This window comes from Vibrio sp. Vb2880 (genome assembly GCF_033337975.1).
Lineage (GTDB): Bacteria > Pseudomonadota > Gammaproteobacteria > Enterobacterales > Vibrionaceae > Vibrio > Vibrio alginolyticus.
In genome coordinates this window covers 25,974-50,544 of sequence record NZ_JAWORT010000028.1, presented here as the reverse complement: position 1 = coordinate 50,544, position 24,571 = coordinate 25,974, and the positions used below count along the sequence as shown (strand labels likewise).

The window sequence follows — 24,571 nt, the reverse complement described above, 5'->3', positions numbered from 1 at the left end:
GGTGGCTACGACGGGATTCGAACCTGTGACCCCATCATTATGAGTGATGTGCTCTAACCAGCTGAGCTACGTAGCCAAAACCATATTTTTTGTTCTCAACGCTTTGTTGCCTTGTCGTTGGGAACGGCGCGCATTATGCGAAGTTGAGTGAGATCCGTCAACAGTTTTTTTTAATAAATTTCGGAAAAAACCTCGTTCGCTTCCTTTTTAAACAAAGAGGCGTGTTTATGATCTAAAACTGGAAATAAATTAGCTTGCAGTTGCGTAATTTATTTTTGTTCATTTACTTAAGGTATTAAAAAAGCCAGCTTAACAGCTGGCTTTTAGTGTAAATGAAGTGTTTAGAATTCATTCATTTAATTAAACATTGAAGCGGAAGTGTACAACATCACCATCTTTTACGATGTAGTCTTTACCTTCTAGACGCCATTTACCTGCGTCTTTTGCGCCATTTTCACCATTGAATTGGATGAAATCGTCGTAACCGACTACTTCTGCACGAATAAAGCCTTTCTCGAAGTCAGTGTGGATCTTACCTGCCGCCTGAGGTGCAGTTGCACCAACAGGGATTGTCCAAGCACGTACTTCTTTAACACCTGCTGTGAAGTAGGTGTGTAGAGTCAGTAGTTCGTAACCAGAGCGAATTACACGGTTTAGGCCCGGCTCTTCGATCCCCATATCTGCTAGGAATTCTTCGCGATCTTCATCTTCCAGTTCAGATAGTTCAGATTCGATAGCTGCACATACAGGTACAACGACATTGTTTTCTTTTTCAGCGAACTCACGAACCGCATCTAGATATGGGTTATTTTCGAAGCCATCTTCGTTTACGTTTGCAATGTACATAGTTGGCTTCAGTGTTAGGAAGTTTAGATAGCCGATTGCTGCTAACTCTTCTCTAGATAGCTCAACTGTGCGTGCCATGCCGCCTTCAGTTAGTACTGGTAACAGTTTTTCTAGTACGGTTAGTTCAAATTTTGCGTCTTTATCGCCGCCTTTTGCCTTCTTCGCGTTACGTTGAATCGCTCGCTCACAAGAATCTAGATCAGCCATCGCAAGTTCAAGGTTGATCACTTCGATATCTTCAATAGGTGAAACTTTACCTGAAACATGAACAATGTTTTCGTTTTCAAAACAACGTACAACGTGGCCAATCGCGTCTGTTTCACGGATGTTAGCTAGGAATTTGTTACCTAAACCTTCACCACGTGATGCACCAGCAACAAGACCAGCGATGTCCACGAACTCCATCGTCGTTGGAAGAACTCTCTGTGGGTTAACGATCTTAGCTAGTGCGTCTAGACGTAGATCTGGCACAGGAACCACACCAGTGTTTGGTTCAATGGTACAGAACGGGAAGTTTGCTGCTTCGATACCCGCTTTAGTTAGTGCGTTGAACAGAGTTGATTTACCTACGTTAGGTAGACCAACGATGCCACATTTAAAACCCATGATAGTAACCTTATTCAGCTTTGAACGTGTGGAGGCGATTTTGTGCTTTAGATAGGCCATCCTTAATCAGGATATCTAGACAACGAACAGCCTCATCAGCTGCTGCATCTAAAAGCTCTTGCTCTTTAGCTGGCGCTTTACCTAATACAAAACCCGCCACTTTATCTTTGTGTCCCGGATGACCAATGCCAATACGAAGACGATAAAAATCTTTGTTATTGCCCAGTTTGCTAATGGTGTCACGCAGACCGTTGTGTCCACCGTGCCCCCCACCTTTTTTAAACTTAGCGACACCTGGCGGTAAGTCTAGCTCGTCATGAGCAACCATGATCTCTTCAGGTTTAATTTGATAAAATTTCGCAAGCGCTGCGATCGATTTACCTGATAGATTCATGAAGGTGGTTGGGATAAGCAAACGGAGATCCTGGCCATTGACCATAATGCGTCCTGTTAGACCAAAAAACTTTGGTTCGTTCTTCAGTGTAACGTTGTGAACGCGTGCTAATTCTTCTACAACCCAAGCGCCCGCATTGTGACGAGTTCTGGCGTATTCTGGTCCTGGATTAGCAAGACCAACAAGAAGTTTGATTTGTTGACTCAAGGTTAGGATCTCTCTGGAATCTCAAAAAGCGCAGTATGATAGCACAGAAAACTCGCGGTGGGCGACCAAGGGATTTTCTAGTTATCAGTACAAATAAAAAAACACCCCAAAGAGGGGTGCTTTTGAAATCAGTGTAACTGAAATGTTCGTATTAGTTGAACATTGCAGAGATTGACTCTTCGTTGCTGATACGACGAATCGCTTCAGCCAGCATGCGAGATAGGCTTAGTGTTGTCACTTTACCTGTTGCAGCCATCTCTTTAGACAGAGAGATAGAGTCAGTCACGATAACTTGGTCAAGAACTGAGTTCTTGATGTTATCCGCAGCGTTGCCTGAGAATACTGCGTGAGTAGCGTAAGCGAATACACGCTTAGCACCGCGCTCTTTTAGTGCTTCAGCTGCTTTACATAGTGTGCCACCTGTGTCGATCATGTCATCAACGATCACACAGTCACGACCTTCAACATCACCGATTAGGTTCATTACTTCAGAAACGTTTGCACGTGGACGACGCTTATCTACGATTGCGATGTCGATGTCGCCTAGTGCTTTTGCTGTTGCACGAGCACGAACAACGCCACCTAGGTCAGGAGATACCACTACAGGGTTATCTAGACCGCGAGCCTGCATATCTTCAAGTAGCACTGGCGTGCCGAAGATGTTGTCTACAGGTACATCGAAGAAGCCTTGAATTTGCTCTGCGTGTAGGTCGATAGTTAGAACGCGGTCAACACCAACGTTAGATAGGAAATCAGCAACAACTTTTGCAGTAATTGGCACACGCGCAGAACGTACACGACGGTCTTGGCGAGCGTAGCCGAAGTAAGGGATAACTGCAGTGATACGGCCTGCTGAAGCACGGCGCATTGCATCAATCATAACAACCAATTCCATTAGGTTGTCGTTAGTCGGTGCACAAGTGGATTGAATGATGAAAACATCGCTACCACGAACATTCTCATTGATTTGAACTGCAACTTCGCCATCAGAAAAGCGAGAAACAGATGCATCACCAAGAGAGATGTAAAGACGATCAGCAATACGTTGGGCTAGTTCAGGTGTTGCGTTACCAGCAAATAGCTTCATATCAGGCACGGTGGAAACCTCGGGTTTGCGTCCAGTTTAAATAGGTCGGTGTGAGGCTGATTGGTATTCAGCCAAAGTCTCTTTTAGTGGCGAAATATTGCGCCCTTGAGCGACAAATGCCGAGACTTTATCAGAGAGTTGTGCAAGGATAGTTTCTGCTTCAGATTTGCTCGAAAATTCAGCAAAAACGCAAGATCCTGTCCCCGTCAATCTTGACGGCGCGTATTGTAGCAGCCAAGAAAGTTGCTTATCAACCTCTGGGTAGAGCATTCGTACAATTTTTTCGCAATCGTTTACGCTTGGCGTATTTAAAAGTGTTTCTAGATCTCGTTTTGGGGTGTTTCGCGTCAGATCTGGATGACAAAAAACGTCGACGGTTGCGATAGATACATTCGGTCTGACGACTAAATACCATTTTTCTTCGGGATAAGCAGGAGAGAGTTTTTCACCAACACCTTCAGCAAAAGCTGCAAATCCGCGCACAAATACGGGCACGTCTGCGCCTAGTTTTAAACCTATTTCAGCCAGTTCGTCGTCAGTTAGATTCAGTTGCCATAAGTAATTCAGTGCCACTAATGCTGTAGCTGCATTCGATGAGCCCCCACCAATGCCTCCACCCATAGGCAGCACTTTCTGTAGCTCAATATGCGCGCCAAAAGGGCAGTTTGAGTAAGTTTGAAGCGCGGTTGCTGCTTTCCAAATTAAATTGTCTTGAAGAGGTACACCTTCTATCTCTGGAGAAATCGTAATATCACCAGAATGGTTCGCTTGAATGGTGAGCTCATCGCCGTGATCGACGAATTGGAATAACGTTTGTAACTCGTGGTAGCCATTCTCTGTACGGCCGTTGATATATAGAAAGAGATTCAATTTCGCTGGTGATGGCCAGCGTGTTGAAAGTTCAATCATTGGGTGATGTTCCATTTTGTGATCACTAGATTTATTTTGACATCAGCTGTGGTGAGTTTCAGCTTATTTGGCAGAGGGAGAGACTGTTCATGCCATTGAACGTCGCCATATCGTTGATAAGCGATACTCCAATCATTTAAACCAATTTGTTTGTTTAACGCTTGCAGTGTATTGGTTGGAGACAGTTGGAATTTGTCGGCATCGGTAGGTAGACCTAATAGCCAGTCAGGCATGTGCTCGACGGGCATCATTAACCCTGTAAGACGGTAAATCAGCTGGTTAGCACTGCGAGAAGAAAGGATCTGATCGTCGTAAGTTTCTACTGTGGCGCCTTGTGGGGTGATGGTGAGCTTTAATGCCGTTTGTCCGAGAATCGTTGTTAAACGCAACTGGCTTAGTGCTGAAGAATGTTTCCAGTAGAAGTTTAAATTTTGTCTTTGGTCTGGGCCAATATAACCAAGTTTCCCCGTTGCTTGAAAATCTTGGATGGTTTCGAGTCGCTGCTCATGAGCTTGCCATTCAACGCTGGTAACACTTTCAGGAACGGACGAACAACCAGCGAGCAGTAAGCTCGACAAGAAAAAAAGAATAAAGGAGCGTAACGTCATGTTTGATGGCTTATTAATCTGTTTCATCGGGAATCGCTCACAACTATAGCATTGAAAAGTCGCACTTAGGAAAACAAATCCGGCTTACCCTTTCAATAAATGCGTGCTTACAGTAAAATTCTGGACCTATTTTATAACCTATCCCAGAGATACCACGTTAGATGTCCTTGCTTGCTATTGGAATTAATCACAATACAGCGTCTGTCGACTTGCGAGAGAAGGTGGCGTTTGGTCCGGATAAACTCGGCCCTGCACTCGAGCAACTTAGAGAGCACGAAGCGGTTAACGGCAGTGTGATTGTTTCAACCTGTAACCGAACTGAGTTGTACTGCGATGTTAAGCAAGGAGCGCGAAACAAGTTGATCGATTGGCTTGCTCAATTTCATCAAGTGAGCCGCGAAGATTTAATGCCGAGTTTGTATGTTCATGAAGAACAAGCTGCAATAAAGCATTTGATGCGCGTATCGTGCGGTCTTGACTCTTTGGTGTTGGGTGAGCCTCAAATTTTAGGGCAGGTAAAGCAAGCATTTTCTGACTCGCGAGATCATCAAGCCGTCGATGCCTCGATTGATAAACTGTTTCAAAAGACGTTCTCAGTCGCCAAACGGGTGAGAACAGAGACAGATATAGGTGGTAATGCCGTGTCCGTGGCTTATGCGGCATGTACACTGGCAAAACATATTTTTGAGTCGTTATCAGATTCAACCGTGCTTTTAGTTGGTGCGGGTGAGACGATTGAATTGGTCGCGAAGCATTTAGCGTCCAACGGTTGCACAAAAATGATTGTCGCGAACCGCACTAAAGAGCGCGCGCAAGGCTTAGCGGACCAATTTGGCGCAGAAGTGATCAGTTTGAACGAAATTCCTGAACATTTGGCGAAAGCGGACATTGTGATTAGCTCAACGGCGAGCCCATTGCCTATTATTGGCAAAGGTATGGTCGAAACGGCTCTAAAGCAGCGCCGACATCAACCTATCTTGTTAGTCGATATTGCGGTGCCGCGAGATGTAGAGTCGGAAGTCGGTGAACTGAACGACGCATATCTGTATTCTGTTGATGACTTGCAATCTATCATCGACAGCAACATTGAGCAGCGTAAAGTCGAAGCGATTCAAGCTGAAGCGATTGTTAGTGAAGAAAGCGCTGCATTTATGACATGGTTGCGTTCACTGCAAGCCGTCGATAGTATTCGCGACTATCGCAAATCAGCCAACGAAATTCGTGAAGAGTTACTGAGCAAAAGTTTGCAATCTTTAGCGGCAGGCGCAGATCCGGAGAAAGTGCTGCGCGAGCTGAGTAATAAACTCACCAACAAACTGATTCACGCTCCAACTCGCGCATTGCAGAGTGCAGCTGAGCAAGGCGAACCAGCAAAATTAACGATTATCCGCCAAACACTTGGCTTGGATGATCTATAACTCACGCTTTTTATTAAGAAAACGACACTATGAAAGCCTCTATTCTGACTAAGCTAGAAACGCTAGTAGAACGTTACGAAGAAGTTCAACATCTTCTTGGTGATCCTGATGTAATTGGAAACCAGGACAAATTCCGTGCTCTATCAAGAGAGTACTCTCAGCTAGAAGAAGTAACCAAGTGCTTCCAAGCTTATCAACAAGCACAAGAAGATCTTGTCGCCGCTGAAGAGATGGCAAACGAAGACGACGAAGAAATGCGTGAAATGGCGCAAGAAGAAATCAAAGAAGCAAAAGCGACGATTGAGCGTCTTACTGATGAGTTACAGATTCTTCTTCTGCCAAAAGATCCGAACGATGATCGTAACTGTTTCCTAGAAATTCGTGCAGGTGCGGGTGGCGACGAAGCGGGTATCTTCGCGGGTGATCTATTCCGTATGTACAGCAAGTACGCAGAAAAGCGTGGTTGGCGTATTGAAGTGATGTCTTCTAACGAAGCAGAGCACGGCGGTTACAAAGAGATGATCGCGAAAGTAAGCGGCGACGGTGCATACGGCGTGTTGAAGTTTGAGTCAGGCGGTCACCGTGTACAGCGTGTTCCAGCAACAGAGTCTCAAGGTCGTGTGCATACTTCTGCTTGTACAGTAGCAGTAATGGCGGAAATCCCAGAAGCGGATCTGCCAGAAATCAAAGCGGCAGACCTGAAAATCGATACGTTCCGTGCATCTGGCGCGGGTGGTCAGCACGTTAACACCACGGATTCTGCAATCCGTATTACCCACTTACCAACGGGTACGGTAGTAGAGTGTCAGGATGAGCGTTCACAGCACAAGAACAAAGCGAAAGCAATGGCGGTTCTTGCTGCTCGTATCGTTCAAGCTGAAGAAGAGCGTCGTGCCGCAGAAGTGTCTGATACACGTCGTAACCTTCTAGGTTCTGGTGACCGTAGTGACCGTATTCGTACATACAACTACCCACAAGGTCGTGTGTCTGATCACCGTATCAACCTAACCATCTATCGTTTGAACGAAGTGATGGAAGGTGACCTGCAAAGCTTGATTGATCCTGTGATTCAAGAGCACCAAGCAGACCAACTTGCGGCGCTCGCAGAGAACGGCTAATCGATGAGCCAAGTTCAATCGATTGAGCAAGCACTGAAAAGTGCGACGGCGAAACTGGCAGAAGGCGGCAAAGAGTCGCCTTCTCTCGATGCAGCTGTACTCCTTTGCCATGTCCTTGGCAAACCACGAACTTACCTGCTGACCTGGCCAGAAAAAGCGTTAGAAGCAGAGCAAAAATCTCAGTTTGACGCTCTACTTGAACGACGTTTAACTGGTGAACCCGTCGCTTATATTATTGGTGAGCGAGAGTTTTGGTCTTTACCGTTTAAAGTTTCTCCTTCTACCCTGATACCTAGACCGGATACAGAACGTTTGGTCGAAGTTGCACTCGATAAGACCTACGAGCAAACTGGGCCTATTTTAGATCTTGGAACGGGGACGGGAGCTATCGCCATCGCGCTTGCATCTGAAATGCCAAAGCGTCAAGTGATGGGCGTAGACCTTAAGCAAGAAGCGAAAGCACTTGCAGAGTACAATGCTGAGCAGCTAAACATCAAAAATGTGACCTTTGCTCAAGGCAGTTGGTTTGAGCCTATTACAGAAGGTACGAAGTTTGCTTTAATTGTCTCCAACCCGCCATATATTGATGAAAAAGATCCACATTTATCCCAAGGTGATGTGCGCTTTGAGCCAAAATCTGCATTAGTTGCTAAAGAGAATGGCTTAGCTGATATTCGTCATATCTCGGATCTTGCTCGTCAGTATCTTGAAGTGGGCGGTTGGCTGGCATTTGAACATGGTTATGATCAAGGTGAGGCGGTGCGTGAGATAATGCGTGGCTTTGGTTACCAACAGGTCGCTACGGAAAAAGATTATGGCGGTAACGATCGAGTAACACTTGGTTGTCTGGCCAGTTAATCATGGAAGTCAGCAAACACTAACTAAAAAGAGAAGAAAAATGTACGTAGCTCTAAAACACATACACTTAGTGACGATTGCGCTCAGCGCGACGCTACTATCGATCCGATTCGTGTTAATGATGATGAACTCACCGAAGCGAAATAATCGCTTTTTGAAAGTGTTTCCCCACATCGTTGATACTGCATTGCTAGTGTCAGGTATCGCGCTTATTTTCATTACGGGTTTCATCCCGTTTACCGATGCCGCACCGTGGTTAACAAACAAAATCACCTGCGTACTGGCGTACATTGCGCTTGGATTCTTCTCATTGAAACTTGCGAAAAACAACCTACTGAAGATATTTGGCTTTTTCGGCGCATTAGGTTGGTTGGTCATGGCTGCAAACATTGCTGTGTCTAAGAGCCCTACGTTATTTGGATAAGACGTCATGTTAGAGTTTTTTGACGAAGATTTTGACAATATACCGTTGGTGGAAGGTGCGCTTGAGCTAAACAAAGCGATTAACCCAGAAACCAAAGTACATTGGGCGAAACAAGAGTTAGAGCGTCTTTACAAAGATGCAGAAGCCACGCTTGTTCATGAAACCGATGAAGAGCAACGATTTGATGCATTCCTACGACTTTTTTTCCACGAGTGGGGATTCAAAGGCGACGAGCAGGAATACTTTATTTCGGACAACAGCTTCATCGATAAAGTGTTGGAGCGCAGAAAAGGTATTCCTGTGAGCTTAGGTTCGATTTTGTTATACCTAGGCAAAAAGCTGGGTTTCCCGCTGAAGGGAGTTACTTTCCCTACTCAGTTCTTGTTAAAAGTCGACTGGATGCATAAGAAGCCAGACTACATCAATCCATTTAATGGTGAGTATGTAGGTGAAAGGATTCTTCAAGCTTGGCTTATTGGTCAGGAAGGACCGTTAGCTCAGCTAAAGCCTGAACATTTTGAGGAAGCTGACAACCCAACAATTATTGGTCGCTGGTTGGCATTGATTAAAAGTGCGATGTTGCGTGAAGAGCATTATACGTTGGCATTACGTTGTACGAATCTTGCTCTAACGTTTGTGCCAGATGACCCATACGAAATTCGTGACCGTGGTTTTATTTTCCAACAGCTAGAGTGCCCTCAAGTAGCGGTATCAGATTTTCAGTACTTTATTGACCAATGCCCTGACGATCCGGCTTCTGAGCTACTAAAATCACAAGTTAATGTGATGAGTGGAACGCACGTCACACTTCACTAATTTTATCGATGTGCCGAACTGTGGCGTATCGTGGACAGAAAAAGAGAATCAAAATGGAACAGAAAATCGTTAATATCGGCGACATTCAGGTTGCTAACGACAAGCCATTCACCCTATTTGCAGGTATGAACGTTCTTGAGTCTCGTGATCTTGCGATGCAGATCTGTGAGCACTACGTAAAAGTAACGGAAAAACTTGGTATTCCTTACGTATTTAAGGCGTCGTTTGACAAAGCAAACCGCAGTTCTGTTCATTCATACCGTGGTCCAGGTCTGGAAGAAGGTATGAAAATCTTTCAGGAGCTGAAAGACACTTTTGGTGTAAAGATCGTCACGGACGTTCACACTGAAGCGCAAGCTCAACCTGTCGCTGACGTGGTAGACGTTATTCAGCTTCCTGCATTCCTAGCTCGTCAAACTGACCTTGTTGAAGCTATGGCCAAAACAGGTGCGGTTATAAACGTGAAGAAACCTCAATTTATGAGCCCTGGTCAAGTGGGTAACATCGTTGAGAAGTTCGCAGAATGCGGTAACGACAAGATCATCCTATGTGAGCGCGGTTCTTGCCACGGCTACGACAACTTAGTGGTTGATATGCTTGGTTTTGGTGTGATGAAAAATGCTTCGAAAGGTAGCCCAATCATCTTTGACGTAACGCACTCACTACAAATGCGTGACCCATCAGGCGCAGCATCTGGCGGCCGTCGTGAGCAGACAGTTGAACTTGCAAAAGCGGGTCTAGCGACAGGCATCGCAGGTCTATTTATCGAAGCGCACCCAAACCCAGACCAAGCGCGTTGTGATGGCCCATCTGCACTGCCTCTAGACAAGTTAGAGCCATTCTTAGCACAAATGAAATCGCTTGATGATCTGATCAAGAGCTTTGCAGATATAGATATCAAGTAAACGCCAGATGACTGGTGGTAACAAATACTATAGCCAACCGAGTGTTGGCTATTTTTTTATCTGAAAAGCCGTGAATTCTCAAACTTGTTACGGATGAATTTGTTATTGCTAAACAATGCATCATAATTATTAAATCAATGTGTTAGGGTGCACGTGGTTTTCAAATAGATCGAATGCTTAAAATGTGCTTCAGTAATCCCAATAAGAAAAAGGTAAATAAATGAATCAGCGTCTGATGATCAAAACTGTTTTGAGTGCCGCTATCTTGGCCTCGTTAGCTGGGTGTGCTACGCAACCTGCACCAGAATGGAATGCCGATACAACCTATAAATTGACCGTGTTGCACACTAACGATCATCATGGTCGCTTTTGGCAAAATCGATACGGTGAATATGGCATGGCGGCGCGTAAAACGTTAATCGATGATTTGCGCGAAGAAATACAGGCTGAGGGGGGCAGCGTGTTACTGCTTTCTGGTGGTGACATCAACACAGGAGTACCTGAGTCTGATTTACAAGATGCCGAGCCGGATTTTAAAGGCATGAGCAAAATTGGTTACGATGCGATGGCTCTAGGTAATCATGAGTTTGATAATCCATTGGACGTGCTATTCAAGCAGCAAGAGTGGGCAAACTTTCCGATGTTGTCTGCCAATATTTACGATAAAAATACTGGCAAGCGTTTATTCCAACCATACGCGATGTTTAAAAAGCAGGGCATTAAAATTGCGGTCATTGGCCTTACAACCGAAGACACAGCGAAACTTGGCAACCCTGAATTCATTGAACAAATTGACTTCCGTGACCCAAAAGAAGAAGCCAAGAAGCTGATTGCAGAACTGAAAGAAACAGAGTATCCAGATCTGATTTTTGCTGTCACGCATATGGGACACTATGAAAATGGTAATAGAGGCATCAATGCTCCTGGCGATGTGGCGTTAGCTCGTTATTTGAATGACGGCGATCTCGACATGATCGTTGGAGGACACTCACAAGAACCTGTGTGCATGGAAGGTCCAAACGTTATCAAAAAGAACTTTAAACCAGGTGATGAATGTCAGCCCGATAAACAAAATGGTACCTTTATTGTTCAGGCACATGAGTGGGGGAAATATGTGGGACGCGCCGATTACGAGTTTCGTAATGGCGAACTCTCGATGGTGAGCTACGATCTAATCCCTGTAAACTTGAAAAAGAAAGTTAAAGTTGATGGTCAGTCGCAACGAGTCTTGATCCAAGATGAGATTAAACAAGACGAAATGATGCTTGAGTTTCTTCGTCCTTATCAAGAAAAAGGTCAGGGCAAACTAAACGTGAAGATTGCAGAATCTAACGGTAAGCTTGAGGGTGACCGCAATGTGGTTCGTTACCAGCAAACAAACTTAGGTCGATTAATTGCAACGGCTCACATGGAACGTGCGAAAGCAGATTTCGCCGTAATGAATTCTGGCGGCGTTCGCGATTCGATTGCAGCAGGTGAGATTACCTACAAAGATGTGCTGACTGTTCAGCCATTTGGCAATATGGTCTCTTACGTTGATATGACGGGCAAAGAAGTATTGGATTACCTAAATGTCGTTGCAACTAAACCTGTCGACTCTGGAGCTTACGCGCAGTTTGCCGGCATTGCGATGAGTATCAATAATGGTGAGGTAACCAATGTGTTCATTGGTAATAAGCAACTTCGCTTAGATGGTAATTACCGCTTTACCGTACCAAGCTATAATGCTGCTGGTGGAGATGGTTACCCTAAAATCGACGATCATCCAGGGTATGTAAATACAGGTTTTACCGATGCTGAGGTTTTGAAGGATTATTTAGAAACACATAGCCCTATTGATGTTAATGAGTATGCCCCTTCAGGTGAAATCACGTATTTAGTTGATACGGCGATTGATCAGTAACCCAACAGAGAAAAAGCGATTGACTCAAACTCGCTGATATCATTAACTAAAAGCGCAGATCCAATTCAATCTGCGCTTTTTGTTTTTATGAGGAGAATCTTGATGACTCCGGCCATTAATCTTGCGAAAAAGAAAAAAATTCCACACACGATTCATCAGTATGAGCACGATCCTAGAGCCGATAGTTATGGTTTAGAAGCTGCTGAAGTGCTAGGACAGGATCCGAAAACAGTATTTAAAACCTTGTTGTTCTGCTTGAACGGGGAGCCAAAGAACCTTGCGGTTGCGATTATCCCTGTTGATCAAAAGCTGAACCTAAAACTGGCGGCGAAAGCAGCGAAGGGCAAAAAGGCCGATATGGCTGATCCGGAAATCGCCCAAAAGACCACAGGTTATGTCGTTGGTGGAATTAGCCCACTAGGGCAGAAGAAAGCCTTACCTACTTTTTTGCACGAAAGCGCAGCAGAGCAAGACACAATCTGTGTGAGTGCTGGTAAACGTGGTTTAGAAATTGAGTTAGCCCCGAGAGATTTGCTGAGCTTAACTCGCGGTCAGTTTGCACCTCTTTGTTTGTAAACTCATGACAAATAAAAAGGACGCTCATGAGCGTCCTTTTTTGATCTTGCCTGTCAGTGAAGCGTTACTTCTTCAGACTCAATGTACCACCAGTGCGTTTAGCTGGTTTACTTGGTTTCGCGGCATTTGGGTTCATGTAATGCTGCTTGGGCTTACTCGGTGATTGAGGCTTGTTTGCTGAATGCGTATTGCTCGATGCATCTGGTTTACGGTGTGATTTACCATGCTCGCCTTGCGGTCTGCTGCGTTCACCTTGTGGTTTCACTTTGTAATGTCCTTTAGCTGGACGTCCGCCTTCATCATCACGCTGACGACGCTTTTGTTGACCTTTTTTCGAGTTTGGTGCATGACGGAATTCATCAGCATTGTTACCACGGAAAGTTCGTGTCTTCTGGTTACGACGAGCAGTAGAATCTTGGTTTTCTTCACGGCTATCAAACAGCTTCGCGTCGGTCGCTTTACGAATGTTGCGACCTCTAGAGTCTGTTTTTGATGCTTCTTCTGTACCTACCGAGCCTTCACACATTGCTAGGATCTCTGCCACTTCTTCGTCACTTAGATAACGCCATTTCCCATTGGGAATACCATCAAGAGAGATATTCATGATGCGTACGCGACGCAGCTTGAATACTTCATAGCCCAGCGCTTCACACATGCGACGGATCTGACGGTTAAGTCCTTGAGTGAGCACAATACGGAAAGAGAATTTAGTCTCTTTTGTTACCTTACAAGGTAGGGTGACTGTGTCGAGAATCTTAACGCCACTCGACATCTGTTTGAGAAATTCGCCTGTAATTGGCTTGTCCACGCGTACGACGTACTCTTTTTCGTGGCTGTTGCCTGCGCGAAGGATTTTGTTCACGATGTCGCCATCGTTGGTCAAAAAGATCAGACCATCAGAGGGTTTGTCTAAGCGGCCGATCGGAAAGATACGTTTTTGGTGGCCGATGAAATCAACGATGTTTCCAGGGACGTCTCTCTCAGTTGTACAGGTGATGCCTGTTGGTTTATTGAGAGCGATATAAATCGGCTTCTCTTTTGCTGCCACTGGCTTACCATCCACACAAACATCATCACCAGGTAGCACTTTTGTCCCCATTTCAGGTTTGTTGCCATTAATGGTGACACGGCCTTGCTCAATCAGTCTGTCTGCTTCACGGCGTGAGCAAAACCCCGTTTCACTGATGAATTTATTTAATCGTTTAGCGTTGTCTTGTGACATTTTTGTCTCCTAACGTTTCACAACGGCGAATGAAGCTCCCTTCCTCTAAGGGGAAGGAAGAATAAGGGCGGGCATTCTAGCATTAGGGTGAAATTTAGCCTAACCGTTTTTGGTGACGTTCGCGGGTTTCTAATTTCTTTTCCGCACTTTTTCTAAGTAGGACGTAAACGGCTCCAGTTCCACCGTGAAAGCGTTGCGCACTATGGACGCATTGGACTTCCTTTATTTGTCGTAGCCAACTGCTAACAAAGCTTTTCATCATTGCAGGTGGATTTGAGCGTTCTCCTCGACCATGGACGATAACGACCGTTCTAATGTCCATTGATAGGCATTGCTTTAAAAACGTCACGACTTCATCACGTGCTTCTTTCAATGTTTTACGGTGCAAATCCAAGCGAGCTTGGATTGGATACTTACCAAGACGAAGTTTGCGGTAAACCCCGTCCTGTACACCATCACGTTTGAACTCAACAAAGTCCTCTGGCTTGAGCATTTCAGCGTGATCAAGTGATAGGTATTCTGGGTCATCTTCCGTTAACCAGATTGCTGCTTCGCGTTTTGCGAGCTGTGCTTCTGTTACTTGGTGTACTTTTTTGTGTTCGGTGGTGTCTTGAGTGATTGGCTTTACATCGCCCATCATCTGTTGAAATAGATCAAAATCGTCGTCGTGAGACATAGCAGTAATCTCATTAAGAACAGGGAAGAATAATAGGATTATATCAATGAGTGGTGCATTGAGATCAAATAAAAAACCGGAGTAGGCAAGTAACCGACTCCGGTGCAAAGCGTTTCTAGAGCTAAGCGAGATCTAGTGAGGAGATTTGTCGTTCATGATCTTGTATATGAAGAAACCGCCGTAAAATAACATCAGACCAATTGCCCCAAAAATTACTATCATTGACGATAGACCCACTGCATTACCAAATAGGAGATCAAGCCAAAAGTCCATACGTTTCCTCCAAGATGTTCCCGACAGGAATAAACTAAATGGCGGTGTCTTGTTGCACACTGATCTGGATCAATTATGTTGCTAAGGTTAATAAACTGTATTTTGTTGTGAGTTATCAGTCACATTTTACGTGCTAGTGTTCAGTTATTCATCAAACGAATTAAGACCTAAGGTTTTTTTGTAAAAAGCACTTGCGCCACAGTTCAGAATCCGTAATATACGCATTCGTTGACGGGGACAATTCCTCAGTTAAACATCTCGGTGAATAGCGCAGCTTGGTAGCGCATCTGGTTTGGGACCAGAGGGTCGGGGGTTCGAATCCCTCTTCACCGACCACTTTCAGAAAGCCTGCTCAATGAGCAGGCTTTCGTCGTTTTAGCGGCAGCAAATTTGACTTTGATAGTAGCGAACCAAATGGGGTTCGCCTGAAGTTAGAATATGGCTCTTCATCGACACATATTGAGAAAAAGGCTCTACAGAAATGTAGAGCCTTTTTCGTATTTGGTGATATTTATTTGGAACCAGAGGATCGGGGTCTGGAATGCCAGTCCTCTGGAAGCCCAGTCGCGTCGAATCCCTACTTCACCGACCACTTTTAGAAAGCCTGCTCAATGAGCAGGCTTTCGTCGTTTTTGGCGCTAGTAATTTTAGACTTCAATAGTATCGAATCAAATTGGGGTTCGTCTGATGTTCGAATGTGGCACTTCACCGACACATATTGAGAGGAAGGCTCTACAGAAATGTAGGGCCTTTTCATTTTTTAGAGCGAGTAAATTTATTACTTGATGTCACACGAGATAGTATTGATAGGAGTTTCAGAAGTAGTGAAACAGACATAAGCGGTCTTTGGGTGATTTGGACCAATCTTGACGTAACCCGCTTTTAAATCGTCTTCATCAAACGTTACTGAGTGAGATTTGCTTGTATTTCCATCATAGTAAACCGCTTCAAAGCCTTGGTTCATCATATGTGCAACGCGATTTCGAGTGTGGGCTGTTGAAAACGTGATGTTCGCGCAACGTATCATTGGTTTTTCGGTAATAAGAAATTGACCACTCTCTTTATCTAAAACACCGCCCTTTACTTCCGGAGTTATATCAATAGCTTGAAAAGATTCTACGTTGCATGGCGGTTTAGCATAAGACAACGAAGAAGTGAGCATAACTCCAATCGTGTATAGGAATAAATATTTAAATTTCATATGAGTTGTTTTGTATCCACTTAGCTTAACGGCGTTTTATAAGAAAGTTTGAATGAATTTTAAATGGTTGTATTTAAATAATTGTATTTAAATGGCATTTTTCAAACAATCACTAGATATCACAATTTGCTTGGCGCGTCTTACCCAGTGGTTTGATGTTAAAACCCCGATTTTTAAGCAGTTCAATCAGGTTATCTTTACCTACTAAATGCAAGCCACCAACAACAACGGTGTAACGACCCGCTTGCTGAGGTAGAACACTGCCAGTGTCGAGTTTTTTAGCCCAATCTCGATTACGCTCGTATAAAAAGGCTTGGTTAAACTCTTCTGTTGTATGATCGGTCAAAGAGGCTTCGACCAACATGCTACCATCACCGCTCTTCCAACTCTCTATCAAGCATTGAACCAACTCTTCTCCGCCATCATATTCTTCAATTGACGAGAGAAGTATCTCTTTACCGCCTTCTGATTGACCTGCGATTAAATCGATTTGGAATTGCACGGACTCTAGTGAAATGACCGGGATTTGCTTTTTATCAGCGAGTCCTATTAAGTGCATGTCGACCCCTTTATCAGAGACATACCCCAGTTTGTTGACTAAAGCGAGTTGGATGGTGAATGCAGCCATCCAAGGTGGGGAATTTAGGAGTTGAGTTTCTGGCAAACCTAAATCTTGGGCAATTTCAATTAAGTGGCGACGTTGAGCTCTGTCTAAAACATCTTTCGAAAGAATGGTTGTTTGTGGGTAAACCAAGCCTTCAGAATTCCTGACGTCTGCTTCAATAATCAACCCTGCGCTTTGGCTTAAGTGCTGGATGACCGTTCTAGGGAGTGGGTACATCGTTTTATCCCCCACATGTACCGAGCCAATAATCATAAGTTCGGTTTCCCCTTTTTTCGCTAACCAATGCTGTGGCTCTGCATAAGAGGAAAAAGGAGTCAAAGTAACAAGTAGAGATGATATGAGCGTCAAGAGACGAAACATAGAGTGGCCCTCAGATAAGATACCTTTAAACTTTATACGCAAAATAGTGTGAGGTTAAGTGCAATTTCTCCAGTGGTGTATTCGACAAAATCGTCATTTCTAAAAATATTGACGAGTTTTGACGACGAATAAATGAGAGTCACTTCACGAAAGGTAAATAGGTAATTCGCTTACTAATGGTTCACAAAATAATTAGGCGTGATCCAAATCTTACAAAATCAGTCGTAACTCATGAATATAAGTGACCTAGATCGCAGCAAACTCGTCAAAACAAGTTGTTCGATTTTAACGTGTATTGTAACTCCATGAAAATTAGGTTTTTATTGTTTTTGCTGAGTGTCATTTTTTGAACTGGATCACTTCCTATTTCTATTTATTTTACGCTTAGAAATAACAGGTTGTATGTTGAATGTAACGGTTAGGTACCTCGCATTTGAGGGGCCGAGATTTTTATCATTGTCGTTTTGAACCACTGACTTTTTTGGGGAAGTAAGATGTTTAAACCTAGTCTGATTGCTGTTTCTGTTATCACTACATTAGCAGGTTGCTCTGCGCTGAAAAGCTCTGAACAACAAGTTGTAAATTCGTTGGCTAATAATCTTGATATTCAATACCAAGTGTTGACTAACCACGGTGCAAACGAAGGTCTTGCTTGTCAGGACTTAGGGGCTGAGTGGGCGTCTTGTAACAAGGTAAACATGACGCTGGTTAACCAAGGTGAAGCGGTTGACTCAAAAGATTGGGCTATTTACTTCCACAGCATTCGTCTGATTCTGGATGTTGAAAACGAACAGTTCAAAATCTCTCGCGTAACGGGTGATCTACACAAACTAGAACCAACAGATAAGTTTGATGGTTTTGCTGCGGGTGAAGAGGTTGTGCTTCCTCTTGTTGCTGAATACTGGCAGCTATTTGAAACTGACTTCATGCCAGGCGCTTTCGTTGCTGCACCAAATGCAGAGCCTAAGATGATCGCTTCTCTTAACACAGAAGACGTTGCATCTTTCGTGACTGGCCTTGAGGGTAACAACCTAAAACGTACGCCAGATGACAACAACGTATTTGCGAGCGCTGTGTCTCGTTTCGAGAAGAACGAAGATCTAGCAAAACAAGACGTATCAACCACGTTACTACCAACGCCAATGTCTGTTGAAGCAGGTAAAGGTACGGTAGATATCGCGGCGGGTATTGCGCTGCCTAAAGACGCATTCGATGCGACTCAATACGCAGCAATTCAAGGTCGTGCAGAAGTGGTAGGTGTGGATGTTCGTGGTGATCTTCCTGTAAGCATCACTGTTGTTCCTGCAGACTTCACCAGTGAATTGGCAAAATCTGGTGCTTACGAAATGAGCATCAAAGGCGACGGTATTGCGATTAAAGCGTTTGACCAAGCAGGTGCTTTCTACGCAGTACAATCTATCTTTGGCCTGGTAGATAGCCAAAATGCTGATTCTCTACCACAACTGTCTATTAAAGATGCGCCGCGTTTTGATTACCGTGGTGTGATGGTGGACGTGGCTCGTAACTTCCACTCTAAAGACGCGATTCTTGCAACACTTGACCAAATGGCCGCGTACAAGATGAACAAACTTCACCTTCACCTAACGGATGATGAAGGCTGGCGTTTAGAAATCCCGGGTCTGCCTGAGCTGACTGAAGTTGGTGCTAACCGTTGTTTCGATTTGGACGAGAAAAGCTGTTTACTGCCTCAGCTTGGCTCAGGTGCAACGACAGACAACTTTGGTTCTGGCTTCTTCAGCAAAGCAGACTACGTGGACATCTTGAAGTACGCGAAAGCGCGTAACATCGAAGTGATTCCTGAAATCGATATGCCAGCACACGCTCGTGCAGCAGTGGTATCAATGGAAGCACGTTACGACCGTCTAATGGAAGAAGGTAAAGAAGCAGAAGCGAACGAGTACCGCCTGATGGATCCTCAAGATACATCGAACGTAACGACGGTTCAGTTCTACAACAAGCAAAGCTTCATCAACCCATGTATGGAATCTTCAACTCGCTTTGTTGATAAAGTGATTTCAGAAGTAGCAGCAATGCACCAAGAAGCGGGCACGCCGCTAACAACATGGCACTTTGGTGGTGACGAAGCGAAGAACATCAAGCTAGGCGCTGGTCTGCAAGACATCAACGCAGAAGACAAAGTAAGCTGGAAGGGTAACATTGATTTGTCTAAGCAAGACAAGCCATTCGCACAGTCACCACAATGTCAGACGCTAATTGCAGACGGTACGGTAAGCGATTTTGCTCATCTACCAAGCCACTTTGCAGAAGAAGTGTCGAAGATGGTGGCAGAGAAAGGCATTCCAAACTTCCAAGCTTGGCAAGATGGCCTTAAGTACAGTGAAGGTGAGAAAGCGTTCGCAACAGAAAACACGCGTGTTAACTTCTGGGACGTTCTTTACTGGGGCGGCACATCATCAGTGTACGAATGGTCTAAGAAAGGTTACGACGTTATCGTTTCTAACCCAGACTACGTATACATGGACATGCCGTACGAAGTTGACCCGAAAGAGCGTGGTTACTACTGGGCGACGCGTGCAACAGATACTCGTAAGATGTTTGGTTTTGCACCAGAGAACATGCCTCAGAACGCAGAAACCTCTGTAGACCGCGATGGTAACGGCTTCACTGGTAAAGGTGAAATCGAAGCGAAACCTTTCTATGGTCTATCAGCACAGCTGTGGTCTGAGACAGTACGTAACGACGAGCAATACGAGTACATGGTATTCCCTCGCGTACTAGCAGCCGCTGAGCGTGCATGGCACCGTGCTGATTGGGAAAACGACTACAAAGTGGGTGTTGAATACTCGCAAAACTCTAACCTAGTAGACAAAGTCGCGCTAAACCAAGACTACAACCGCTTTGCGAACGTACTTGGCCAACGTGAACTGGCTAAGCTAGAAAAATCAGGTATCGACTACCGCCTGCCTGTACCAGGTGCGAAAGTAGAAGATGGCAAGCTAGCAATGAACGTTCAGTTCCCAGGGGTGACGCTTCAATACTCTCTAGACGGCAAGAACTGGCTAACTTACGCAGATAATGCTCGTCCAAATGTGAAAGGTGAAGTGTTTATCCGTTCCGTGTCAGCAACCGGTGAGAAAGCAAGTCGAGTGACCAGCGTGAAATAACTCAATTCTTGTAAGTTAATTTTTTGGCAAAGCCTCAACATCATGTTGGGGCTTTCTTTATTTTTTGAGGAAATTAAGCGTGATCGATGTCTAATTATTTTTCATTGATAAATAAGTTTTGGGTTGTAATGGTCAAGGTTATTGTGAACTGGATCGACTTAATCTGCTAAATATCAATAAATTATCTGTTTACGATCACACTTCTATTTTTTGAATAATTTTATAAAAATACGATAAGTGACTGTATTTTCCATGTTTTTATCAGGGTTGTTGAGCGTCGGTTTGAACAAGATCACTTTTTAAAATGTTTTATTTTCCATCGCGAATTAATTGAAACAATATTGCGAACGCCAAGGAGGCACATTCCAAAGTTTGCGATAAAAGGGAAGAGATGCCCTCTAAAACTATCGCATAACGTGAATAAATAAAGGCAGTAATTATGAAAAACATTTTTGCACTGAGTGCTCTTTCTCTCGCTTTCGCTTCTAGCGCTTTTGCTGGTTCTTCTTACGTAACAGGTAATGTTCAATTCCACGATGATGGTCGAATTCATGGTTCGGACGTTACGTCTACACTGGAAGCTGGTCATACTTTTGATAACCAATTCGGCGGCTTTACGGTTTACACCGAATTTGATGGTATTCAGTTGGGTAAACTGGAAACAGAAAACGGTGGCGCAGGTAACACAACACCAGCAATCACTGTGGGTGGTGAGCAGTCATTTAATATTACCGATCATTTATGGGTTGCCGCTGGTTACCAACACCTGTTCTCTGCTGGCGAGAATGTACAGTACCGTCCATTGGTTAAGATCGGTTACAACTTCGATAACGGCATCTCCTTAAGTAACCGTACTCGTGCGCACATTGATGCGACAGACGCAGATGCGGATACAGATTACCGCATGGACAACCGCATCGGTTACGTGATGAATGAGGATGTGACGCTAAGCTACAACAACGTCTACATGATTGAAGCGGAAACCATGGACCACGAGCTTCGTGCAACGTGGACTCGTAAAGGTGTTCAACCTTACTTTGAGTTCCGTAGTCAAGCACACGGTGCAGAAAACGCGAGTGGTGACAGTCTAGTGAATAACGCTTTTGTATTTGGTGCCTCTTACGGCTTCTAATTTTATATTTGTCTTAACTGTCCATTAAGAAAAAGCCCAGCGGTTTATCTCGCTGGGCTTTGTTTTTATTGGTCGTTGCCTTCGTGGTGGCTATATTCGAACACTTGGCCTTTTTCGTTAAAGGCGTAAACGGTGTAGCTGTCTTTTTTGTCGCCATATTCCATACCAGGGGAGCCCATTGGCATGCCCGGTACTGATAGGCCTTTTGCGTTACGTGGTGGATTTTTCAAAAACGCTTTAATGTCTTCGGCTGGAATGTGACCTTCAAACAGATAGCCGTTGATCTCTGCCGTGTGGCAAGAGTAAAGCTGTTCATTCTTGATGCCTAGATCGCGTTTGATGGCGTTCATGTCATCGTGCAATTTTTCTTCGACCGTAAAGCCGTTCTCTTCCATGTGTTTTGTCCATTCTCCACAACAGCCACAGTATGGCGATTTATGGTTAATGACATCGGCTGCCAATACGTTGGCGGACACGGTCGCAAGCATTGCAAAGGTCAATAGTTTCAACTTCATAATACCCTCAAAAAGAAGTGGTTATTTTACTGAAAACAGTCGTAGTCGATTTGCATTACTAACGACAGTAATTGAAGACAGTGCCATTGCCGCTCCTGCGACAACAGGACTGAGCAAAAATCCAAACGCTGGATAAAGCACACCAGCGGCAACTGGAATACCCAACGAGTTGTAAACAAAGGCACCAAATAGGTTTTGCTTCATGTTCTTAAGTGTAGCGCGAGAGAGTTCAATCGCATGTACTACCGCCATTGGTGACGTGTTCAGGATGGTCATTTGCGAACTTTCAATGGCGACATCACTGCCGCTACCCATAGCAATACCGAGGTTGGATAACGCGAGAGCAGGGGCGTCGTTAATGCCATCCCCCACCATTGCCACGACATGTCCTTGAGATTGAAGTTGCTCAATGTGCTGAGCTTTCTCATCTGGCATTACTTGGGCAATCACTTCATCAATACCAAGTTCTTGGCCGATAGCATTGGCAACGTGTTGGCTATCGCCCGTCAGCATTACCGTTTTGATGCCTTGCGATTTTAATGCAGAGAGCGCTTGTTTCGCATCTGATTTGATCGGGTCGGCAATGGCGATCAGACCGATCAGTTCGCCGTTCAATGCCACAGCTACCGGAGTCCACGCATTTTTTGCGCATTCATCGATGGCAGATTTTAGTGCGCTAGTCTCGACGTTCTCTGCTTGCATAAATTGAAGCGAACCAATGAGCAGCGGTTTATCTTGATACGTCGCCAAAATGCCGCGCCCGCGAACGTTCTCAAACTTGTCTAATGAGACATCCTTTGCGTCGTGTCGTTTGGCGTAATCACATACCGCTTTTGCCAGTGGGTGCTCAGACTGACGCTCTGCCGCATACGCTAAAGCCAATAGATCTTCTTGGCTGGTGGCGTGAGTAAACACTTGCTGAACGCTAGGTTTACCTTGGGTAAGCGTGCCAGTTTTGTCGAATACAACCGTGTCGACTTTGCTTGCCAATTGAAGGGCGTCGGCGTCTTTGATCAGAATGCCGAGCTCTGCGGCTTTACCCACTCCCACCGTGACAGAAAGTGGGGTTGCTAAGCCTAGGGCGCAAGGGCAGGCGATGATCAGGACGGTTGTGGTGACCACCAGCATATAACTCGCTTTTGGCTCTGGGCCAACGGCAAACCAAACGAGCGCGGCCAGTATTGCTATGCCAACAACGACAGGGACAAACACCGATGAAATCTGGTCTGCCAGTTTCGCGATGGCTGGCTTACTGCTTTGCGCTGTGCGCACCATGCGGATGATACGAGCCAGCATGGTATTTGCGCCAATGCCCGTTGCCTCAATGACTAATCCACCATCGGTATTTAATGTCCCAGCAGACACTTGAGCCTCTTGCGCTTTTAACACTGGTACTGGTTCACCAGTGAGCATCGACTCATCAATGTATGATTCACCTTGAATCACAACACCATCAACAGGCACTTTCTCGCCTGGTTTGATACGCAGTTTCATGCCTAACGTGATTTGCTCAACCGCGATTTGTTGATCGCCTTGTTCCGTGATTACCGTAGCTTGCTGAGGTTGCAGGTTAATCAGAGCTTGCAATGAGCGTGTTGTGTTTGCTTTGGCTTTTGCTTCTATATAGTGACCAAGAGAAATTAAGCCGATGATCATTGCACTCGCTTCAAAGTACACGTGGCGTGAAGCAAGAGGGAACCAGTCTGGGAAAATCACCACAAGCATCGAATAGAACCACGCTGCGCCAGTACCGAGCGCGACTAACGTGTCCATGGTGGCGCGCTTGTGAGTAGCTGCTAACCAAGCGTTACTGAAGAAGTGTTTCCCTGCTGTGGCAAGAAGGAGTAAACATACGATACCGATCGCGCCCCAAGCTAATTGGTCGTTGGTGTTGCGAATCATCATATTGCCGCCAGCTACGCCCCAAATCATTAAAGGGGCACCGACGACAAGGCCAGCAATAGCATCCAGTTTAAAGCGTTTTTGTTGCTGACGTTGTTGCTGTGCTTGCTTTTCTTGCTGGGTTGCGGCGTCTTGTAGGATCTCTGCTTGGTAACCGGCTTGTTTTACCGATTCAACAATTGCGTTAAGGAGGTCATCAGAGTCTTGGCTTGCGAATACTAGTGCGCTTTGTTCTGCAAGGTTGACCTGTGCTTTCTCAACGCCTTCTACGTTAGTAAGTGCTTTCTCTACTGAAGATACGCAACTCGCACACGTCATGCCTTGAATCAGCATTTGCAATTGAATACTCGCTGGTGGCACCTGCGTATCTTTAATATTGCTTTGCTTTTCTACCTGTTCGGTCTCTGGTGAGCTTTCGTTCTCTACTTCAACAGAATCAAGGTTGGCGGTATAGCCGAGTGTTGCTATTAAGTCGATCACTTGTTGCTCGGAGAGGAGGGTACGAATCTCTAAGTGCGTTGTTGAAGCCTCAAAAGAAATAACGTCTTGATTAGATTCTAATAAAGATGAAAGTTTTTTGACGCAACCGCCACAGCTTAAGCCTGAAAGGCTTAGTTCGTAGTGATTTCCTGCTTGGTAACCAAGAGATTCAATCGACGAGACGAGCTCTTTAAGAGAAGACTCGGTTTTGACCTCTACTTGCGTCGGGGACAAATTGAGGATCTCCACATCGTGATTCGCATGTAAAGCATTCTCAACTTTTCTCGCACAGCCCATGCAGTTGAGCCCTGATAAAGGTATAACTAACTGATACATAATCTGCACCTCAATAGTAGTGATGCTA

The 24,571-nt window shown here is 44.9% G+C and carries 22 protein-coding genes and 2 tRNA genes; 11 read left to right on the top strand and 13 right to left on the bottom strand.

Features of this window, described 5'->3' with window-relative positions; all coding sequences use genetic code 11:
* Nucleotides 1–2: 2 nt before the first annotated feature.
* The 6 genes from R7M92_RS21940 to lolB all read right to left on the bottom strand — a co-directional run bounded on the left by R7M92_RS21940 (nt 3) and on the right by lolB (nt 4,684).
* A tRNA-Met gene (locus tag R7M92_RS21940) sits at nt 3–76 on the bottom strand.
* 284 nt (nt 77–360) lie between these two features.
* Nucleotides 361–1,452 (bottom strand): redox-regulated ATPase YchF, encoded by a 1,092-nt coding sequence (ychF, locus tag R7M92_RS21935; RefSeq protein WP_318134293.1) that lies wholly within the window; start codon nt 1,450–1,452, stop codon nt 361–363.
* A gap of 10 nt (nt 1,453–1,462) precedes the next feature.
* Nucleotides 1,463–2,053, bottom strand: a complete 591-nt coding sequence (gene pth / locus R7M92_RS21930; protein ID WP_005384112.1) for an aminoacyl-tRNA hydrolase — start codon at nt 2,051–2,053, stop codon at nt 1,463–1,465.
* 151 nt (nt 2,054–2,204) lie between these two features.
* Nucleotides 2,205–3,149, bottom strand: a complete 945-nt coding sequence (locus R7M92_RS21925) for a ribose-phosphate pyrophosphokinase (RefSeq protein WP_005393176.1) — start codon at nt 3,147–3,149, stop codon at nt 2,205–2,207.
* A 27-nt stretch (nt 3,150–3,176) separates the two neighbouring features.
* Nucleotides 3,177–4,049 carry a 4-(cytidine 5'-diphospho)-2-C-methyl-D-erythritol kinase gene (gene ispE / locus R7M92_RS21920; protein ID WP_213869001.1) on the bottom strand — a complete coding sequence of 291 codons (873 nt, stop codon included), beginning with the start codon at nt 4,047–4,049 and terminating at the stop codon, nt 3,177–3,179.
* The gene (gene lolB / locus R7M92_RS21915) at nt 4,046–4,684 is read right to left on the bottom strand and encodes a lipoprotein insertase outer membrane protein LolB (protein WP_318134290.1); all 639 of its coding nucleotides are present in this window, start codon (nt 4,682–4,684) and stop codon (nt 4,046–4,048) included. Before lolB ends, ispE begins: the two co-directional genes overlap by 4 nt.
* Before the next feature lie 134 nt (nt 4,685–4,818).
* On the opposite strand from lolB, the gene hemA reads away from it, so the two are divergent.
* The 8 genes from hemA (at nt 4,819) to ybaK (ending at nt 12,675) form a co-directional block, all read left to right on the top strand.
* A complete protein-coding gene (gene hemA, locus R7M92_RS21910) occupies nt 4,819–6,075 on the top strand; it encodes a glutamyl-tRNA reductase (protein WP_005384104.1) in 1,257 nt (418 codons plus the stop codon).
* A 29-nt stretch (nt 6,076–6,104) separates the two neighbouring features.
* The gene (gene prfA / locus R7M92_RS21905) at nt 6,105–7,193 is read left to right on the top strand and encodes a peptide chain release factor 1 (protein ID WP_005382222.1); all 1,089 of its coding nucleotides are present in this window, start codon (nt 6,105–6,107) and stop codon (nt 7,191–7,193) included.
* Nucleotides 7,194–7,196: 3 nt separating this feature from the next.
* On the top strand, nt 7,197–8,051 hold the full coding sequence (gene prmC / locus R7M92_RS21900) for a peptide chain release factor N(5)-glutamine methyltransferase (protein ID WP_017634841.1): 855 nt from the start codon (nt 7,197–7,199) through the stop codon (nt 8,049–8,051).
* Nucleotides 8,052–8,091: 40 nt separating this feature from the next.
* On the top strand, nt 8,092–8,475 hold the full coding sequence (locus tag R7M92_RS21895; protein ID WP_005382225.1) for a SirB2 family protein: 384 nt from the start codon (nt 8,092–8,094) through the stop codon (nt 8,473–8,475).
* 6 nt (nt 8,476–8,481) lie between these two features.
* Nucleotides 8,482–9,291 carry a SirB1 family protein gene (locus R7M92_RS21890; RefSeq protein ID WP_318134288.1) on the top strand — a complete coding sequence of 270 codons (810 nt, stop codon included), beginning with the start codon at nt 8,482–8,484 and terminating at the stop codon, nt 9,289–9,291.
* Nucleotides 9,292–9,344: 53 nt separating this feature from the next.
* Complete coding sequence (gene kdsA / locus R7M92_RS21885) at nt 9,345–10,196, top strand: 3-deoxy-8-phosphooctulonate synthase (protein WP_318134287.1); 852 nt, start codon at nt 9,345–9,347, stop codon at nt 10,194–10,196.
* Nucleotides 10,197–10,416: 220 nt separating this feature from the next.
* Nucleotides 10,417–12,099, top strand: coding sequence for a bifunctional UDP-sugar hydrolase/5'-nucleotidase UshA (gene ushA / locus R7M92_RS21880; protein ID WP_005382230.1), 1,683 nt, complete (start codon nt 10,417–10,419; stop codon nt 12,097–12,099).
* Nucleotides 12,100–12,201: 102 nt separating this feature from the next.
* A complete protein-coding gene (gene ybaK, locus R7M92_RS21875) occupies nt 12,202–12,675 on the top strand; it encodes a Cys-tRNA(Pro) deacylase (RefSeq protein ID WP_005382231.1) in 474 nt (157 codons plus the stop codon).
* A 64-nt stretch (nt 12,676–12,739) separates the two neighbouring features.
* Here the strand turns inward: ybaK and rluF are convergent, their stop codons facing one another.
* From rluF to R7M92_RS21860, 3 genes are all read right to left on the bottom strand, one after another.
* A complete protein-coding gene (gene rluF / locus R7M92_RS21870) occupies nt 12,740–13,897 on the bottom strand; it encodes a 23S rRNA pseudouridine(2604) synthase RluF (RefSeq protein ID WP_238952230.1) in 1,158 nt (385 codons plus the stop codon).
* 94 nt (nt 13,898–13,991) lie between these two features.
* A complete protein-coding gene (gene smrA / locus R7M92_RS21865) occupies nt 13,992–14,573 on the bottom strand; it encodes a DNA endonuclease SmrA (RefSeq protein WP_005382233.1) in 582 nt (193 codons plus the stop codon).
* A gap of 132 nt (nt 14,574–14,705) precedes the next feature.
* Nucleotides 14,706–14,846 (bottom strand): DUF3149 domain-containing protein, encoded by a 141-nt coding sequence (locus R7M92_RS21860; protein ID WP_005382236.1) that lies wholly within the window; start codon nt 14,844–14,846, stop codon nt 14,706–14,708.
* 259 nt (nt 14,847–15,105) lie between these two features.
* Between R7M92_RS21860 and R7M92_RS21855 the strand changes: the two genes are divergently transcribed.
* A tRNA-Pro gene (locus tag R7M92_RS21855) sits at nt 15,106–15,182 on the top strand.
* Nucleotides 15,183–15,624: 442 nt separating this feature from the next.
* On the opposite strand, the gene R7M92_RS21850 is transcribed toward R7M92_RS21855, so the two are convergent.
* Together R7M92_RS21850 and R7M92_RS21845 are read right to left on the bottom strand one after the other, a co-directional pair.
* Complete coding sequence (locus R7M92_RS21850) at nt 15,625–16,008, bottom strand: hypothetical protein (RefSeq protein ID WP_411974286.1); 384 nt, start codon at nt 16,006–16,008, stop codon at nt 15,625–15,627.
* Nucleotides 16,009–16,159: 151 nt separating this feature from the next.
* On the bottom strand, nt 16,160–17,032 hold the full coding sequence (locus R7M92_RS21845) for a TraB/GumN family protein (protein WP_253657014.1): 873 nt from the start codon (nt 17,030–17,032) through the stop codon (nt 16,160–16,162).
* A 494-nt stretch (nt 17,033–17,526) separates the two neighbouring features.
* On the opposite strand from R7M92_RS21845, the gene R7M92_RS21840 reads away from it, so the two are divergent.
* Together R7M92_RS21840 and R7M92_RS21835 are read left to right on the top strand one after the other, a co-directional pair.
* A complete protein-coding gene (locus tag R7M92_RS21840; RefSeq protein WP_318134283.1) occupies nt 17,527–20,178 on the top strand; it encodes a beta-N-acetylhexosaminidase in 2,652 nt (883 codons plus the stop codon).
* A 439-nt stretch (nt 20,179–20,617) separates the two neighbouring features.
* Entirely contained in the window at nt 20,618–21,310 is a 693-nt protein-coding gene (locus tag R7M92_RS21835) for an oligogalacturonate-specific porin KdgM family protein (protein ID WP_005382004.1), read from the top strand.
* A 65-nt stretch (nt 21,311–21,375) separates the two neighbouring features.
* Here the strand turns inward: R7M92_RS21835 and R7M92_RS21830 are convergent, their stop codons facing one another.
* Together R7M92_RS21830 and R7M92_RS21825 are read right to left on the bottom strand one after the other, a co-directional pair.
* On the bottom strand, nt 21,376–21,825 hold the full coding sequence (locus tag R7M92_RS21830; protein WP_005382005.1) for a DUF411 domain-containing protein: 450 nt from the start codon (nt 21,823–21,825) through the stop codon (nt 21,376–21,378).
* Nucleotides 21,826–21,846: 21 nt separating this feature from the next.
* On the bottom strand, nt 21,847–24,543 hold the full coding sequence (locus R7M92_RS21825) for a heavy metal translocating P-type ATPase (RefSeq protein ID WP_318134281.1): 2,697 nt from the start codon (nt 24,541–24,543) through the stop codon (nt 21,847–21,849).
* Nucleotides 24,544–24,571: the final 28 nt, after the last annotated feature.